Origin of the sequence: Chelatococcus sp. YT9, assembly GCF_018398315.1 — a bacterium.
Lineage (GTDB): Bacteria > Pseudomonadota > Alphaproteobacteria > Rhizobiales > Beijerinckiaceae > Chelatococcus.
In genome coordinates this window covers 3783761-3798600 of the sequence record NZ_JAHBRW010000001.1, presented here as the reverse complement: position 1 = coordinate 3798600, position 14840 = coordinate 3783761, and the positions used below count along the sequence as shown (strand labels likewise).

The 14840-nt window shown below is 61.5% G+C and carries 10 protein-coding genes; 4 read left to right on the top strand and 6 right to left on the bottom strand.

Annotated elements, in window-relative coordinates; genetic code table 11:
• Nucleotides 1-108 precede the first annotated feature (108 nt).
• Nucleotides 109-1422, top strand: coding sequence for an acetamidase/formamidase family protein (locus tag KIO76_RS17490; protein WP_213324433.1), 1314 nt, complete (start codon nt 109-111; stop codon nt 1420-1422).
• Between the two features lie 130 nt (nt 1423-1552).
• Here KIO76_RS17490 and KIO76_RS17485 read toward each other — a convergent pair whose 3' ends face one another.
• From KIO76_RS17485 to KIO76_RS17470, 4 genes are all read right to left on the bottom strand, one after another.
• Nucleotides 1553-1765 (bottom strand): hypothetical protein, encoded by a 213-nt coding sequence (locus KIO76_RS17485; RefSeq protein ID WP_213324432.1) that lies wholly within the window; start codon nt 1763-1765, stop codon nt 1553-1555.
• 196 nt (nt 1766-1961) lie between these two features.
• On the bottom strand, nt 1962-3521 hold the full coding sequence (locus KIO76_RS17480; RefSeq protein ID WP_213324431.1) for an ABC transporter substrate-binding protein: 1560 nt from the start codon (nt 3519-3521) through the stop codon (nt 1962-1964).
• Nucleotides 3522-3652: 131 nt separating this feature from the next.
• Nucleotides 3653-4567 (bottom strand): ABC transporter permease, encoded by a 915-nt coding sequence (locus KIO76_RS17475; RefSeq protein WP_249729637.1) that lies wholly within the window; start codon nt 4565-4567, stop codon nt 3653-3655.
• Between the two features lie 7 nt (nt 4568-4574).
• On the bottom strand, nt 4575-5516 hold the full coding sequence (locus tag KIO76_RS17470; protein WP_213324430.1) for an ABC transporter permease: 942 nt from the start codon (nt 5514-5516) through the stop codon (nt 4575-4577).
• Nucleotides 5517-5704: 188 nt separating this feature from the next.
• Here KIO76_RS17470 and KIO76_RS17465 point away from each other — a divergent pair, with 188 nt between their 5' ends.
• Together KIO76_RS17465 and KIO76_RS17460 are read left to right on the top strand one after the other, a co-directional pair.
• Nucleotides 5705-6805, top strand: a complete 1101-nt coding sequence (locus tag KIO76_RS17465) for a LacI family DNA-binding transcriptional regulator (protein ID WP_213324429.1) — start codon at nt 5705-5707, stop codon at nt 6803-6805.
• Between the two features lie 5 nt (nt 6806-6810).
• Nucleotides 6811-8250: an amidase gene (locus tag KIO76_RS17460; protein WP_213324428.1), complete on the top strand. Its 1440-nt coding sequence runs from the start codon at nt 6811-6813 to the stop codon at nt 8248-8250.
• A 1028-nt stretch (nt 8251-9278) separates the two neighbouring features.
• Here KIO76_RS17460 and KIO76_RS17455 read toward each other — a convergent pair.
• Nucleotides 9279-10826 (bottom strand): hypothetical protein, encoded by a 1548-nt coding sequence (locus KIO76_RS17455; protein WP_213324427.1) that lies wholly within the window; start codon nt 10824-10826, stop codon nt 9279-9281.
• Nucleotides 10827-10914: 88 nt separating this feature from the next.
• Entirely contained in the window at nt 10915-11214 is a 300-nt protein-coding gene (locus KIO76_RS17450) for a helix-turn-helix domain-containing protein (RefSeq protein WP_213324426.1), read from the bottom strand.
• A 497-nt stretch (nt 11215-11711) separates the two neighbouring features.
• Here KIO76_RS17450 and KIO76_RS17445 point away from each other — a divergent pair, with 497 nt between their 5' ends.
• A complete protein-coding gene (locus KIO76_RS17445; RefSeq protein WP_213324425.1) occupies nt 11712-14777 on the top strand; it encodes a DUF4214 domain-containing protein in 3066 nt (1021 codons plus the stop codon).
• Nucleotides 14778-14840: the final 63 nt, after the last annotated feature.

The following is a 14840-nucleotide window of genomic DNA, read 5'->3' as shown; positions in this document are numbered from 1 at the left end:
ACATATCATGAACGAATCAAGCGCCGGCGAGTGCAGCGATTCGGATCAATGCATCCGCCGGTGTGATAGGCTCGGTGCAGCCTATGACAAAGGGAGGGCCGTGGCGCCATGACGGACGGACATTCAACCACCCAGCGTAGCGTGGTCGTGCAGGGCTTCACAAACAGTGTCCTTGACCCGAAGGAGCCCATGCTCGGACCGCTGGAGAACGGAGGCACCATCATCGCGAATACCGCACCGGGATGCTGGGGGCCAATGATCACCCCGCGACTGCGCGGTGGGCATGAAGTCACCCAGCCCGTCTTCATCGAGGGCGCCGAGCCGGGCGATGCCGTCGCGATCCGCATTCGCGACATCACCGTTACCTCGCTCGCTACTGCATCAGGCCATGACAGCTCACCCGCCGGTTTCTGTCTGGGCGATCCCTATGTGGCGGCGCGCTGCCCGGTCTGCGACGAGATCTGGCCGGAAACCCACGTCGAGGGCATTGGTCAGGACGCGGTGCGCTGCAACAAATGCGGCAACGCCGTAAAGCCTTTCGAGATCGTCCATGGCTATACTGTCGTATTCGACCATGCGCACGGCGTCGGCCTGACCATGCCGCGATCAGCCGCTGACAAGATCGCTCGTGAAGCCAAGCATTATGCGGCGCTGCCCGATCATTCGGTGCAGCACTCCATTCTGACCTTCGCGCCGGCGGACATGGCCGGCGTGCCCGTGCGTCTCAGGCCGTTTCTCGGCCAGCTCGGCACAACGCCGTCAATGGCCCTGCCGGACTCTCACAACGCAGGCGATTTCGGCGCCTTCCTCGTCGGCGCCCCCCATCCCTATGCAGTCACGGCCGAGCAGTTGGCCGCGCACAAGACGGACGGTCATATGGATATCGACGCGGTGCGCGCAGGCGCGATCCTCGTGGCGCCGGTGAAGGTGAAGGGCGCTGGCGTTTACATGGGAGACATGCACGCCGCCCAAGGCGACGGCGAGATCGCCGGCCATACCATGGATGTGGCGGGCAGCGTCACGCTGCAAATCGAGGTGGTGAAGAACTATCGCATCGACGGGCCGGTTCTCTTCCCGCTGCCGGAAGATCTGCCGCCATTGGCGCGGCCGCTCTCGCCCGGTGAGAAGGCGGCGGCGCAGAAGCTCGCGAGCCAGTGGGGTGTGAGCGCCATCGAGGATCTCGCGCCAATCTCCGTCATCGGCACCGCGGCGAACATGAACGCCGCCATCGATAACGGGTTGCAGCGCGCAGCGGATCTTCTCGGCGTCACGGTCCCGGAAATTCGCAACCGCGCGACCGTCAACGGCGCCATTGAGATCGGGCGCGCGCCCGGCGTCATTCAGGTGACCTTCCTCGCGCCGCTCAGCCGCCTGGATGCCGCCGGTCTCGGCCAATACGCGCGCGAGCAGTACGGGCTGTAGAATACGCCAGGGCGAGGATCTTGCCGCAGTCTCCGCCAAGGCCTTGCGAACCGGCCGTCGACATGGGACTGCGGAGGAGGGCTGATCTCAACCATCGATACGAGCGGGATCGATCAGCCCTGACGTCGAATCAGACGACACGCAGTCCATGGCGACTGCGGCCGGGAACGCTCATGGTCACAAGCGGGCTTCCGCCATCGTTCTCCTCATCGCCCAAAGCGCTCACCATCTCGACGAGCTGGTCAAGCTGCGCGTCAATCTCGCGCCGCAAGGCGCAGAGGCGAAGAAACTCTTCCTCATAGGTCCGACGAGAGGGCCGATTGGGGAAGCGGAGTACCGTCATGAGCGAATCCCTGTGATCGCGTTGTCGCCCACAGTGATGCACCGGAGATGGCAAATTTTTTCCTACCAACGATCAGATTTGCCCATCACCTCTCCAGGAAGCAGGACGCCGGCGGCTGCCCGAAAGCAGTGCCGGCATCGCTCCCCTTCATGAAAACCTTGCCCTAAGCAGAAGGCTTTAGGCACCTTCAGGACACTCACTGACCCTTGCTGACATTCCAGTAGACGGGAACGCCAGCGGCCAGAAGGCCGTCAACGTTCTTGCGAACGCCGCGCACCAGGTAGAATTGGCCGACAGGGACATAGGGAACAGTCTCAACGGCGCGGAGCTGGATCTTCTCGGCGATGTCCTTGCGGGCTGCGAGATCCGGTGCCGTCGTGAAAGAGGCGCGAAGTTTCTCGATCTCCTCGTCGCAAGGCCAGCCGAACCAGGCCTTGTCGCAATTCGAGCGCAGAGCCATATGGCCGACCGGCTCACTCATGTCCGGCGCCGCGGGCCCGGACAGGAAGATGGACCAGCCGCCCTGCCCGACCGGGTTCTTGCTCGTCCGGCGGCTCGACAGGGTGCCCCAGTCCATCGCTTGGTAATCAACCTTCAGGCCGATGTCGCGCATGGCCTGCGCCACCACGAGGCTCGCCGGATGAAGGGCGGTCTCGGTCGCGTCGAGAAGGACGATCGGCGTGCCGTCATAGCCGCTTTCCTTGACCAGCTGCTTGGCCTTTTCCACGTCGGGCTTTGGCCATCCCGCCTGCGTGAAATAGGGCGAGTCGCACATGTAGAACGATGGGCAGTTGGTGTAGAGGCTCGGGTCATCGACATAGGCACGCAATGCCGGGTCCTGGTCCACGAGGGTGAGGATCGCCTGCCGAAGCTTGGCATTGTTGAAAGGCGGCTGCGACTGGTTGAAGCGCATCACGCCCTGCAAGGCCGCGAGTTTTGCGATCCCCACATCCGCATTGCCCTTCACCAGGGGAATCATGTCCGGCGGGACTTCCTCGAAGATATCGATCTCACCGGCCTGCAACGCATTCAGCGCGGTTTGCGCGTCGGGAATGATTTGCCATTCCACACGATCGACCTTCACCGGCTTGCCTCCAGCCAGGCCGTCGGGCGCTTCGCCACGCGGGCTGTAGGTCGGCGATTTAACATAAACCACCTTCGAGCCGGGCGCCCATTCGTCAAGCTTCATGACAAAGGGGCCAGAGCCGACCGGATCCTTGATGTTCTCGTTGGACGGGGTCTTGGCGATACGCTCCGGCATGATGAAGGGAACGTTGGAGCTCGGTTTGCCGAGCGCCTCCAGAACCAAGCCCCAGGGATTCTTGAGGGTCAGCTTGACCGTCTTTGCATCAACGGCTTCCAGACTTCCGGTATTGGCCATGAGCTGCTGGCCGAGGCCGTCGCGCTCACCCCAACGCTTGAGCGAAGCGACCACATCCGCTGCCGTGACCGGCGCGCCGTCGCTGAACTTGAGCCCGTCCCGCAGCACGAAGGTCCAGGTCAATCCGTCCTTCGAGCGATCGTAGCTTGCAACCATTTGCGGCACGATCTCACCCTTCGCGTTCTGCGCGAAGAGAACGTCGTAGACCATGTAGCCGTGATTACGGACCATGTAGTCCGATGTGGTGATCGGATCGATGGTCTTGAGATCGCCGAAGGGACGAACCTTCAACGTGATCTCCGCTGCTGCCGGCAGCGCCCACAGGCCAACGATCGCCGCCGCGACCGCGAGCCCCCATCCCTGTCTAGGCTTCATGTTTTCTCCCCTTCCTTGAGTTTTACCTCGAGAGCACCTCCGCCTTTCGTTTGCGGCGAAGAAAGCTTCGATCCGTTGGTTCTTTCACGCCTCCGAACAGCCGACTTTCAGAAACCGACGCGAGAACCGCATCAGTTTCTGCGCCGGCTGAGTTTGGGATCGAGCGCATCCCGCAGGGCATCGCCGAGAACGTTCACAGTCAGAATGAGCAGCGCGAGAAACACCCCTGGAAAGGCGGCGATCCAAGGCGCGCGCTGCAGATACTGGCGCCCCTCGGCGAGCATGTTGCCCCAGCTTGGAATGGTCGGTGGAGTGCCTGCACCGAGGAACGACAAAACCGACTCGACAACCATTGCGGCCGCGAAGACGTAAGTGGCCTGCACCAGCACGGGAGCGGCGATATTAGGCAGGATATCGCGATACAACAGGCGCGGAACACGCGTGCCCAGCGTGATCGATGCCTCCACATAGGGCTGGTCGCGCAGCACCAGCACGCAGCTCCGGACGACGCGCGACATGCGTGGCACCTCCACGATCGTGATGGCGACCACCACGTTCTGAAGGCTCGACCCGAACAGTGACATCAGCGCGATGGCCAAAAGGATTCCAGGTATCGCCATCACACCGTCCATGAAGCGCATGAGGACGCCATCGAGCTTGCGGAAAAACCCTGACAGAAGGCCAAAGAGCACGCCGAAGAACGTCGTTAGCACCATCACCAAAGTGCCGGCTGACAAGGAAATGCTGGTGCCGTTCAGCGTGCGTGACAACACGGAGCGGCCGAGGTGATCGGTTCCGAACCAATTCTGCCAACTTGGCGGCCGGAGGCGCTGCGATGGATCAAGCCGCGCGGGGTCCGGTAAGAGGTAGGGAGCCGTCGCGGCGATCAGCATGAAAAGCAAGAGGACGCTGATCCCCACCAGAATGACGGGATGCCGCCTGAGAAAGTGACGGAGCCCAACTCGATGGTTTACAGGCGTCACAGCGCCTGCCTGCTTGGTCTCGACGGCGTTGGTCTCGACGGCTTTGGCTTCGATCATCGCCATGGCCGCCTCAATAACGCACGCGCGGGTCGAACAGCCCGTAGCTGAGGTCGACCAGGAGGTTGACGAAGACGTAGATTGTCGAGAACAGCAGGATCAGTCCTTGGACGACCGGGTAATCGCGGCGCAGGATCGCATCGGTGGTCAGCCGGCCAAGCCCCGGAATGTTGAAGACCGTTTCCGTGACCACCACACCCCCAAGCAGGGCCGCCATGCCGACGCCCACAACGGTGACGATGGGAACCGCCGCATTGCGCAGGGCGTGCGCCATGAGTATGGCGCGCGGCCGCACCCCCTTGGCGTTGGCCGTGCGGATATAATCCTCCGATAGGACATCAAGCAGACTAGCTCGGGTAACGCGCGCGATCAGCGACGTATAGAGCAATGCCAGAGTGAGGCCGGGCAGAAAGAGACTCCGCAGACATGGCCAGAGGCCGGCGGACAGCGGCGTATAGCCTTGGGTCGGGAACCAGCCGAGCGAGAGTGAGAAGACATAGACGAGGAAGAAGCCGACAACGAAAACCGGCGCCGAGAAACCGAGCACCGCGAAGGCCATCGTCATTCGGTCAACGGCACCGCCGGCTCGGACAGCGGCGAGGGTGCCCATCGGCAGAGCAAAGACGAGCGACATCACGATGGCAACGAGCGCCAGCATGGCGGTTGCCTCGGCGCGCTGCCCGATCAGTCGCGTCACCGGCATATTTGAGAAGACCGATTGGCCAAGATCGCCTGAGGCGAGCTGCCTGGCCCAGCCGACGAGCTGCTCCGGAATCGGTCTGTCGAGACCGAGCTTCAGCCGAACAGCCTCGACCTCGGCGGTCGTCGCCTGATCGCCGGCGAGCAGCGCGGCGGGATCACCAGGGGTGAGCCGAAGCAGACAAAAGGTGAACAGAGCGACAAAGAGGAAAACCGGCAGTGTGCCGATCAGCCGCCGCACGACATACCGCCCCATCTACCCTGCTCCTCGCAGCATCAGCACGCGACCGGACACGGCGCTCCCCCACTTGTGTAACGTTTCGCATAAAGCCTCTCATAGCGTCACGCCTTCGGGCAAGCGAAATTTCATGCGAATTTTTCTGTTTGAATTTGGACTCAGCCGTGAGATGAAGGCGATCTTTGTAAAACGTTTTTTGGATCAAGATGGCGACTATTCGCGACGTTGCGCGCCTGGCAGGTGTGTCCGTCACCACCGTGTCCAATGCCCTGAACCGTCCCGGACGCGTGAGCTCTGAACTCAGCGCGCGGGTTCACGCGGCAGTCGAAAAACTCGGCTATTCTCCGCATGCTGCGGCCCGCAGTCTGCGCATGCGCACCAGTGGCCTCATCGGCATGGTCGTCGCCGACATTACCAACCCTTTCTTCAGTGAGTTGTTCGAGGCCGTGGAGAACGCCGCAGCCAAAGCTGGCTTCTCGATGGTGCTATGCAACTCCGGCGAGGCCTTTGCGCGCGAGGAGCGGCACATGCAGATGCTCAGGGCCCAGAGGATCGATGGCCTCATCCTCGCCCCGACGGGCGCGATCTCCATCAACCGGGCTGCGATCCTTGCAGAGCTCGCCGTGCCGGTGGCTCTCGTCGATCGCGGTATGGTCGAACTCGGCTATGATGCCGTCGTCCTTGACAATCACCGCGCGGGTGCGCTTGCAACGTCACATCTCATCGAAGCCGGCCACCGACGCATCGGCCTCATCAACGGACCTGAGGTACTACGCACCGCGGCCGACCGCCTGCAGGGCTATAGGGAAACACTTCTGGCGGCTGGTATCTCCTTCGACCCTTCATTGATATGCGATGCGCGCTATCGCGAGAACGAAGCTTACAGGGCCGCCATAGAGATGCTGCGACGCGAGGATGCGCCCACTGCCATCTTCGCGACCAATAACGTCATGACCATCGGTGTAATGCGCGCCCTCGCCGATCTAGGCCTCGCCTGCCCGCGCGATGTGTCTGTTATCGGTATCGACGACTTCCCGTGGGCGGGGGCATTCACACCTCGCCTGACAACGGTCGCGCAGCCTGTGGCCGCCATGGGCAAGCACGTGCTCGATCTTCTGATCGACCGGATTCAGGGCGTGCGGACCGGCCCCGGCGAAACCCGCGTTCTCGCACCCAGCCTGGTGGTGCGCGAGTCGACTGCCCGGCCCGGTCACCGTCGACAGGCAGGCCACGTTACCACGGGCCAGAACTCTACCGGCCGGAGCCCTGCTGACGACGCCTCAATCGACTCAAACCATGCTGGATGAAAACCATGTCTGATGAATTGATCGGAGCCAGCGCAAACCACGTCGTCAGTCTCCTGCGCGCGGGCGAGATATCCGCGCTCGAACTCGTCGACCTTGCCGCTACCCGTATTGCAGCGATCGAGCCTAGCGTAAATGCGCTGCCGACCCTGTGTCTCGAACGCGGACGCGAGCAGGCTGCCGCCATCGATGCGGCCCGCAAGCGCGGTGAGCCTCTCCCGTTATTGGCGGGACTGCCTATCGTGGTGAAGGACAACAACGACGTCGCCGGCGTGCGCACCACGAGTGGCACTCCACTCTTTCGAGATCGGGTCGCCGACACGTCGGACCGCACCGTCGCTCTTCTTGAGCGCCGTGGCGCGGTTCCCATCGCGAAGTCCAATCTGTCGGAGCTCGGCGGTGCCCAGACCACCAATGCGGTCTTCGGCGCGACGCGCAATCCCTATGATATCAGGCTGACTTGCGGCGGCTCCTCCGGTGGCGCAGCTGTTGCGCTCGCAACAGGCGAAGCCTGGCTAGCCCACGGCAACGATCTGGGGGGCAGCCTGCGTATTCCCGCAGCCTTCTGCAACGTCACGGGCCTTCGCCCAACGCCCGGGCGGGTGCCGCGAAAGCGCCTCGCCGCGCCTTTCGATACGCTTGCCGTGGAAGGCCCGATGGCCCGCGACGTCACCGACCTCGCGCTCCTGCTTGACGCGATGGTGGGCTATGATCCAGGCGACGTGCTGACCAATCCTTCGACGGAACCACCCTTCCTCGATGCAGCCCGCGCCCCGTCAAAGCCGGGCCATGTCGCGGTCAGTGTCGATCTCGGGCAGCTCCCCGTTGCGCAACCCATCCGAGCGGCTTTCGAAATCTTCGTCGCAATGCTCGTGCGCGCGGGGGTGCGAACGGAAGTCGCCACGCCGGATATCACCGGCGCCCTCGATGCCTTTCTCGCGCTACGAGGCGCGAGCTTCCTGGCCGCTTGGGAGCCTTTCCTTCCCATGCATCGCGCGCTCTTCCCAGCTGGCGTCTTGCAGGATATCGAACGCGGCGCCTCACAATCCGGCGCCACCCTGGCGGCCGCCGAGCGCTACCGTGCGGATTTCTACCGGCGTATGATTGATCTCCTCGATCGCCACGAGTTCTTGATCTGCCCAGCGACGCAGGCCATGCCGTTCCCGGTCGAAACGCTCTATCCTGCATCCATCGAGGGTGTGGCCATGAACACCTATCTCGACTGGATCGCAATCACCGCAATCCTTTCGATGACGGCTTGTCCGGCGATCGCCTTGCCAATCGGCTTTGCCCCGGACGGACTACCCATCGGCGTCCAAATTGTGGCGCACCCGCGACGCGAGGCGGCGCTCATCGCATTCGGCGCGTGGATCGAGCGGGAACTCAGCCTGCCAACGAGGCCGATAGAACCCAGCCGGAGCTTCGAAGGCACCCAGCGTTCCGGGTAATCCGGATGTGGCGAACGCTTCCGAAAGGCAGAGAGCCACCCCCTGCTAGGAAGCGTCCCATTCATCCATAGTTTGGTGAGCACGTCATTCGCGGCGGCTCGATTGCAAACCTGCTCTGGCAAAAAGATTCAAGACCGCGGAACATCTATCTGGCGTTGCACATTTTTTCCACGTTAAAGACTGACGGCTCGCACTTTGGGCCGTTCTTCTGTTTCGCACCCGGACAAGATCTTCTAGACTTGGCAAGCCTGCAGCTTCACATCGATCGATCGGCAGAAACGACGAAGAGTGAGAAGACATGCATATGGATGCTCTCCGCCTGGCTGAAGGAGACAACGGTCATGCTGTCTTCTCTCGAGCCGCCCGAAGCTTGAGAACGTTATGCCTTTCCGCCGCAGTTGGAGCGCTTGCGTGTTCAACGCCCCTCTCGGCAGCGCTTGCTGAAACCGTTCTCTATCGCACGCTGCGGGTGCAGACCGGTAAACCCAATCGAGTCGCGGTATATCAGAGCCTCAAGCCTGACTGCAGCCGCGGCCCCCTGGCTGAGATTCGCGTCAAGAAGATGCCAGGCCATGGCACCCTCGTCGTTCGGCGCGGTTCATCAAAGCGCTCCAGCGGCCCTTGCGCGGCCATTCCAGCTCCCGCCCAAGCCCTGTTTTACCAGTCTCGTGAGGGTTTCAGTGGCCAGGATCAGATCGAATACGAAGTGGTCTCGGGAAGGACGGTCGAGCGCTACACCATTTCCATTGTCGTGGAAAAAACAGCGCCTCCCGTGCAGAGGACGCCGGATCGCCGCTTGGACGACAGCATCGACATCTAAAGCGCACTGAGCGTCGTGAGCGATTGTTCGCCTACGTCCTGGCTCCGGACTGGTGCCGATCCGCCTTGAGCTGCGGCGCGAAGGATCGATCGGATCGCTTCCAGTGAATCAATGGTATGCGGCAGCGCCGAAGGACCCTCTTGAGGCACAATAAAACCCCAACGACACATGGGTCGGGGTTCTGATATGCGATGATGGGCCTTGCTGCTCAGGCCGCGATGGCGATCTCGTGCGGCAAAACCCCTATCAGGCTCAGCGTCGAACCGTCTTCGAATGTCCAGGTGACAAAGCTCAGGGCGTCGCCCGGGTGCACATCCGGCGTCAGGTCGTAAAAGACGATGTCCTTACCCGATAGCGCCACTTCGAAGTCAGCGTTCTTCTCCTTGAAGGTCGCCATGACGCTTTTGTAGTCGTCGGCATCATCGTGAAAGGCATGGAGGGGACGGTTGTCACCGAACAGCGCCTCGATCTTAACCGCCAGTCCGCTCGCCTGATCCTTGCCGTCTTGTCCGGACGAAGGGGTCGACGCGGCTTCAGGGAGCACATCGGCAATCGGACCCAACGCGATGTCGCCGCTCGTCAAGGAAGCCAGCAGGCCGTCACCGACTTTCAGGATCTCGCGGCTGTCCACAGAGGCCAGCCCGCTGCTTTCCACATAGCGGACCGCTTCCACGACCGGTAACGAGGACTGCTCGGACGGAGATTGGCTGAGCACCACCGTCACGACTTCAGCGCTGTCCGCCTTCTGCTCGGTCGTGACCTCGCGATCTCGTCCTGCCACCATTTCGCGAGGCGTATCGGCGGCCGCGGAGGAGCCATTGCGGGCGGCCTCTTGGTTATTGTAGGTGCTCAGATCCTCGACCACCGCCACTGCGCCCGGCAGCTCCACGCCGGAACCGCCAGCTTTCTCAGCGGTTTGCGTCCCGTTCATAAGACTTGTTAGCAAGCTGAGCAAAGACAGCTTGTCGCCGAACAACGTCGCCAGTTGCTCGATGTGTCCGCCATCCAGCGGCAGAATGCTGGCGTGCTCCACGCGTACCGGCGCGGCATCCGACGGTGTCTCCGCCAGATTCGCGAACTCGATCAAATCGCTCGCCAGCCTTGGAGCCGCCGCGACGTCCGAAGCGCCATGGTCCTCGTCCAGCCAATCCGCCGCCTTACTCAGCCAGTGTGTCCAGTCGCCATTGAAGTCATGGGTCACGGCGAAGGTCATGGCGGCCAGGACGACCGCGACATGGCGACGGTCGAGCTGGATGCTTGCCTGCTTCACGTCCCCGTCGGATTTGATCCAGATCTCCCGCGACGAGCCCCCGTCCGAGCCCTTGTGATTGGCCTCGCTCGCCTGGGCATCGACGTCCGACAGCTTGAAGAACGCGGTCGCGACGAGCGCCACGAGCAGGGAACTCGGGTGCAGCCGGATGTTGTCGCGCGCCTTCGGCATGACGAGCGGGTGACGACTGAGAAGCGCCTCGACCACGGAGCGGAAATCCCGCCCGCGCAGCACGCCGTCAAACGCGCCGCTGGCCGCTACATAGGCCCCATCTATACGGGCGAAATGAATGATGACGTCGCCTGTCTCGGAATTGCAGAAGACGAACCAGGGTTCGTTCTCATCGGTGATGCCCCGATCGGTATCAACCAAGAGCCCCGCCTGCACGAGCGACGCTTCCACCCTGTAGAACTCCGCGAGTTCCTGGTTGCTCCAGTCGTTCGAACGGGGGCGAAACGAGAAAAGCTGGGCGACGTTTGATGCCATACCGATCCCAAGATTACTGCGCGCCGCGGGAGGGCCGAACGAACTCCGGCACAATACGACTGACTAGGGCGCCGACGCCCCGTGCCGATCAGGCTTCCTCGAAGAGAATCTCGTAAGTGGCGGGATCATAGAACCTGAGGATCTGCCGCACGAACTCCTTCGGCTCCATCTGCAGAGCCTCCGCCCAAACCCGGTATCGATCCGGAGGGATACGTCCCCGGCCGGTCTCAAGCTGGGAGATGAAGGTATAGTAGTCCGTGCCGACAAGCGTAGAGAGATCACGCTGCGACAGATTACACGCCTCGCGACGCTGCTTCAGCCAGCGGCCGGCTTCGCGTCTGAGCTCCTGCACGTCATTGGCGCTGCGCCTCTGCGGATTTCCGTACATCAGGGATTCTCGAACAATCTGCCCAGCAAGTGATCACCGTTTTCAAGATAAGTCTTTGTCACATCAAGATCAAGAAGATTGCCCGCACCGCAGAAGTTTTGCCGGCGCAAGATCAATGAAGACTGCGGAGCTCCGGTGCGGCGCATCGACGCCCACATCGAGAAACGACAGCGCAGCTGACCCAATTTGACAAGAACATCTCCTGCAACACCGCGCCGCCGGGCATGGCGCGAACGGTGAGCGCACGACGTAACCTACTGTTCACTATCTATTTCGGACAGCCGGCCCGTGTTTAACGGAATTCAACATGGCCCCATACCCCGCTGATTTGTTTCGATTTTTTACGGATCGAGCGCCGCAGGAATGCCCAACGGCGCTTAAGCTCTGCATATAAAAGACATTTACAGCAGTATGGTAATCGCTGTATAGCCTCTTGCAAGCTGCGCTGACGATTCCGGCAGCGGCTGGCTTAACGCCTTTTTGATCAAGAGGTTACCATGACACTTCCTGCTGATGTCGTCATTCAGCGCTACGAGGGGATCCTCCGGTCCACTCCGTCCGAGGCGCAGGTCGCCGCCTATGCGGACAGCCCCAGCGTCGAAGCGCTCGACAACGCTCTTCTGGCTGCGGCTACGGTTACGGTCGATCCAGTCGTTCGCCTTTACCAGGCCGTCTTCGGCCGCGTGCCGGATTCCGACGGTCTTGATTTCTGGGTCGCCCAGTATAATGGCGGCCAGGGCCTGACCCTCCCCGAGCTCGCCAGCGCCTTCGGCGATTCCGGCGAATTCGAGTCCCAATATGGTGGCCTGTCCAACTCCGAGATCGTCGGTCGTCTCTACGCGAACGTTCTCGGCCGTCCGGGTGACGCCGCTGGCATCGCCTTCTGGACCGAAGTCCTGAACAACGGCGGCTCGCTCGCCGAAGTCATCGTCGGCTTCTCCCAGTCGCCGGAATTCATCGAGTCGACCGAGCCTTATGTCGAGGGCTTCCTCCTCGCCGCGGCCGATGGCGAAGGCATCTACACGGGTTCGCTGTTCGACGTTCTCACGACGGTCTACGACCTGACCGTCCAGGCTGACCACATCGTCGGCACGGGCAGCGACGAGATTTTCTCCGCGCCGCTCAAGACCGGCCTTGACGGGCTTTTCGCCACGCAGACGCTCCAGGGCGTTGACGTGCTCGACGGCGGTGACGGACACGACATTCTCAAGGCCGAGCTCAACGGCTTTACCGGCATCGGTGGCTCTGACGATCCGTCGATCAAGAACATCGAAGAGTTCCAGCTCACGTCACGTGACAACGACGCCGAACTCGACATGACCCGTGTCGAAGGCGTGGAAGAAGTCCGCAACGTCAACTCGACGCGCGACCTCGACGTCTACGAGATCCAGAACTCGGTTCTTCTTGGCCTCGACAACGTGTCTGGCAACACGACGTTCTATGCGTCGTATGCGGCCGACGCGCTCGGCAGCGACCACGCCGCGCAGGCTGTTGAGATCAACAAGGTCGGCAAGGACGAGGACAATCGCACCGAGCTGCACGTGCACGCGAACGGCGATGACGTCATTACCGATCTCGCGCTGACGGTGACCGGCGACAACTACCTGCAGATAAACTACGGGCTGCACGGCACCGTCGAGAACCTCACCATCGACGGTGACGGCGATCTCAACGTGCGCGGCAACTGGTTCCAGCAGCAGTGGGATAGCCTGAAGACGCTCGACGCGAGCACCATGTCGGGCGACCTCGACATTGACCTGCGTGGTTCCGAGGTTCTCGAGAGCGTCGAGACCGGCTCGGGCGACGACCGCGTTGTCGTGAACGGCGCCAACTTCGACGGCGAGGACATCCTCATCGATCTCGGAGCGGGTGACAACGAATTCGCGCTCGCCAAGGTCTATGACGATGGCGACATCAACGCCCTCGATTTCACCGGCACCACGCTTGTGGGCTTCAATGGCGTCCTCGAGTTTGTTGACGACATCAGTCTTGGCGGCGACGCGACGCTCGATCTTGATGGCATCGGCGACCAAGTCACAACCCTCGACTTCACCTTCGTTGACGGAAATGGAAACTGGCTCACGCTGGCGAACACCGTCGACGTGCTGACTATCGACTCCGAGTTCGGCATTGAGGATCTCAGCCTTAACGTCGGTGACGTTGCTGATCTCACGGTCAAGTCCTTTGACGGCACCATCGACATCGACGCCCTTTCTGGCGCTGCTCTGACGACGCTTAAGATCGAAACGTCGGACTTGCTGAACGGCAATGTCTGGGTGGACGTGGACGGGGGCGACGACGTTGCGTCTCTCCAGAATGTTGATGTCGCAGCTGCCGCGGACGCTGCTGTCGAGTTCGATGCCTCCGCTCCTGGCGAGGATCTCGATGCTCTTCGGAACGTCAATGTTGTAGCCGGAGGAGACGCTTACCTCGAGTTCGAAGGCGTAGCTGGCGTGCCGTACGATCCCGGCACGCAAGAAGTCGCAACGTTCACCGTTAACGTAACGGGTGTGAACGTCGGCGCTGGTCTTGGCGAAACATCTCAGACCTCGGGTCAGATCGTATTGTCAAGCCAGGGCTTCCCAGGCGGCTCAATCATCGTTCCTTATGCCACGTCTTTTGCGAACCCCTTCGGCTTCGGCATCGGACCGACCAGCCCGCTGCACGACCAGGGTGTCGCTCAGGACATCGTTGATTATCTCAACACGAATCTGAGCTCGCTGCTGACCGCGACGCGGAATGGCGCAGACGTCGAGATAGTCTGGAACGACGTAGGCAACCAGGGTGATGTTACCAGCTTCCCGCTGGCAATCTCTCAAGGAACCTGGACCAACCCCGTTATCAATACGGTTCAGGGTACGCCTGAGGTCCCGCTGGTTCTCCCCGAAGGCTTTGATAGCCTCGAGACGGTCAACGTCGAGGGCGGTCAAGATGCCGACGCACACATCCATGATGTTGTGGGCTCATTCACCTTCACGGCGACCGCTGGCGTCGACTCCGACGTTCAGTTCATCAACACCGGTGTCGTGACAGCTGCTATCGCAGCTGGCAACGATGTTGACGTGGACGTCTACGGGAGCACATCGGGCAACGCGGGCCTCATCTCGCTGAGCGTAGTTGCTGGCAACAACGCCAATGTTGAGTTGGCAGACGATCTCGCCAGCTTCACTACGCTCGACGTGTCTGGCGTTGTAGCCAACCTCACGGTTGATGCTTCGGACGCTCTCTACGGCGCGACCGCTGTTGAGTACCACCTCGGCGCGACCGACTTCGTGAACTTCACGGCTGAGGATCTCTATGCCACCCGTGAAATCTTCACATTCGATGGAGCGGGAGTCGGCGACATTACGATCGACTTCTTCGAAGGCGGCAACACTGCCACCTCCGACCGCATCGATCTGTCGGTCTTCGGCGTGACGAGCGCCGGTCAGCTGTCCTTCGTGAATGACGGCGTTGACCTGCATATCACGTCGATCACTGGTGCTTTCGCTGGTGAGATCACTCTTGTCGGTCTTGGTGCTGACGCGAACGACGTGTCGCAGTTCAACATCATTTACGCCTAAGCCTTAGGGCCTTAGTAGTATAAGGAACGGGGGGCGCTACGCCCCCCGTTTCTGCTTGGGAGA